1 protein-coding gene is annotated in these 1184 nt (G+C 60.6%); it reads right to left on the minus strand.

The features are described 5' to 3' along the window. Window positions 1-137: 137 nt before the first annotated feature. The gene (locus ACNFH5_RS30545) at window positions 138-1118 is read right to left on the minus strand and encodes an IS5 family transposase (RefSeq protein ID WP_416752674.1); all 981 of its coding nucleotides are present in this window, start codon (window positions 1116-1118) and stop codon (window positions 138-140) included. Window positions 1119-1184 lie beyond the last annotated feature (66 nt).

A 1184-nucleotide genomic window follows, 5' to 3' on the forward strand; every position in this document is an offset into this window, starting at 1 on the left:
AGGATGGTCTGAATTAGCCCCGACGTTCCGAGTCCGATAGCCCAGTTGCTTCAAAAAACGACCTGCCGAGCAGGCGGCTGGGCGATATGCCCCAAGCTCTGCCCGGTTTGGGCACTTTGCTTGGGGATTTCTCCGCATTACGGGCGCACTTCTCCTGCGCTGGCCAACAAATACCGGCGCGCCATCCACAGGTTCGACAGGGCGAACAGCGTTACCAACTGCGCGGTGTTCTTCGCCAAGCCACGGAAGCGCACTTTCACGTAGCCGAACTGGCGTTTGATCACCCGAAACGGATGCTCAACCTTGGCGCGCACCTGTGCCTTGGCCTTCTCGATCTTGCGCTTGGCCTTGTACAGTGCGCTGCGCTTGCCCAGTTTCTGGTAGGTACTGCGGCGGGCCGCGACCTGCCAGATGACCTGGCGCCCTGCATGCTCTTCGCGTTTCTCCACGCCGGTATAGCCAGCATCGGCACAGACTACGTTTTCCTCACCGTGCAGCAGTTGGTCGACCTGGGTGACATCGGCCACGTTGGCCGCCGTACCCACCACGCTGTGCACCAAGCCCGACTCGGCATCGGCACCGATGTGCGCCTTCATGCCGAAGTACCATTGATTGCCTTTCTTGGCCTGATGCATTTCCGGGTCGCGCTTACCGTCCTGGTTCTTGGTCGAGCTGGGCGCATGGATCAGGGTCGCGTCGACGATGGTGCCCTGGCGCAGTAACAGGCCCCGGTCGCCCAAGTAACCATTGATCACCGCCAGAATTCCAGCCGCCAACTCGTGTTTCTCCAGCAGGCGCCGGAAATTGAGGATGGTGGTTTCGTCGGGAATGCGCTCCAAGCTCAGCCCGGCGAACTGGCGCAGGATTGTGGTCTCGTACAGCGCCTCCTCCATCGCCGGATCGCTGTGGCCGAACCAGTTCTGCATCAGATGGACGCGCAGCATCGCCATCAACGGATACGCCGGACGACCGCCTTCACCCTTGGGGTAGTGCGGCTCGATCAGGGCAACCAAGCCCTTCCACGGCACCACCTGATCCATCTCGATCAGGAACAACTCCTTGCGGGTCTGCTTGCGCTTGCCGGCGTATTCGGCGTCGGCGAAGGTCAACTGCTTCATCGGGAAACTCAGGATACGGGATCGGCGTATTTCACCAGATTCGGGAAGTCTTCTTCAGGGTTTCCC

Origin of the sequence: Pseudomonas sp. NY15435 (assembly GCF_048068295.1) — a bacterium.
GTDB lineage: Bacteria > Pseudomonadota > Gammaproteobacteria > Pseudomonadales > Pseudomonadaceae > Pseudomonas.

Coding starts and splice junctions, on each gene's coding strand:
- ACNFH5_RS30545 (WP_416752674.1), bottom strand. CDS start 1,118: ATGAAGCAGTTGACCTTCGCCGACGCCGAATACGCCGGCAAGCGCAAG.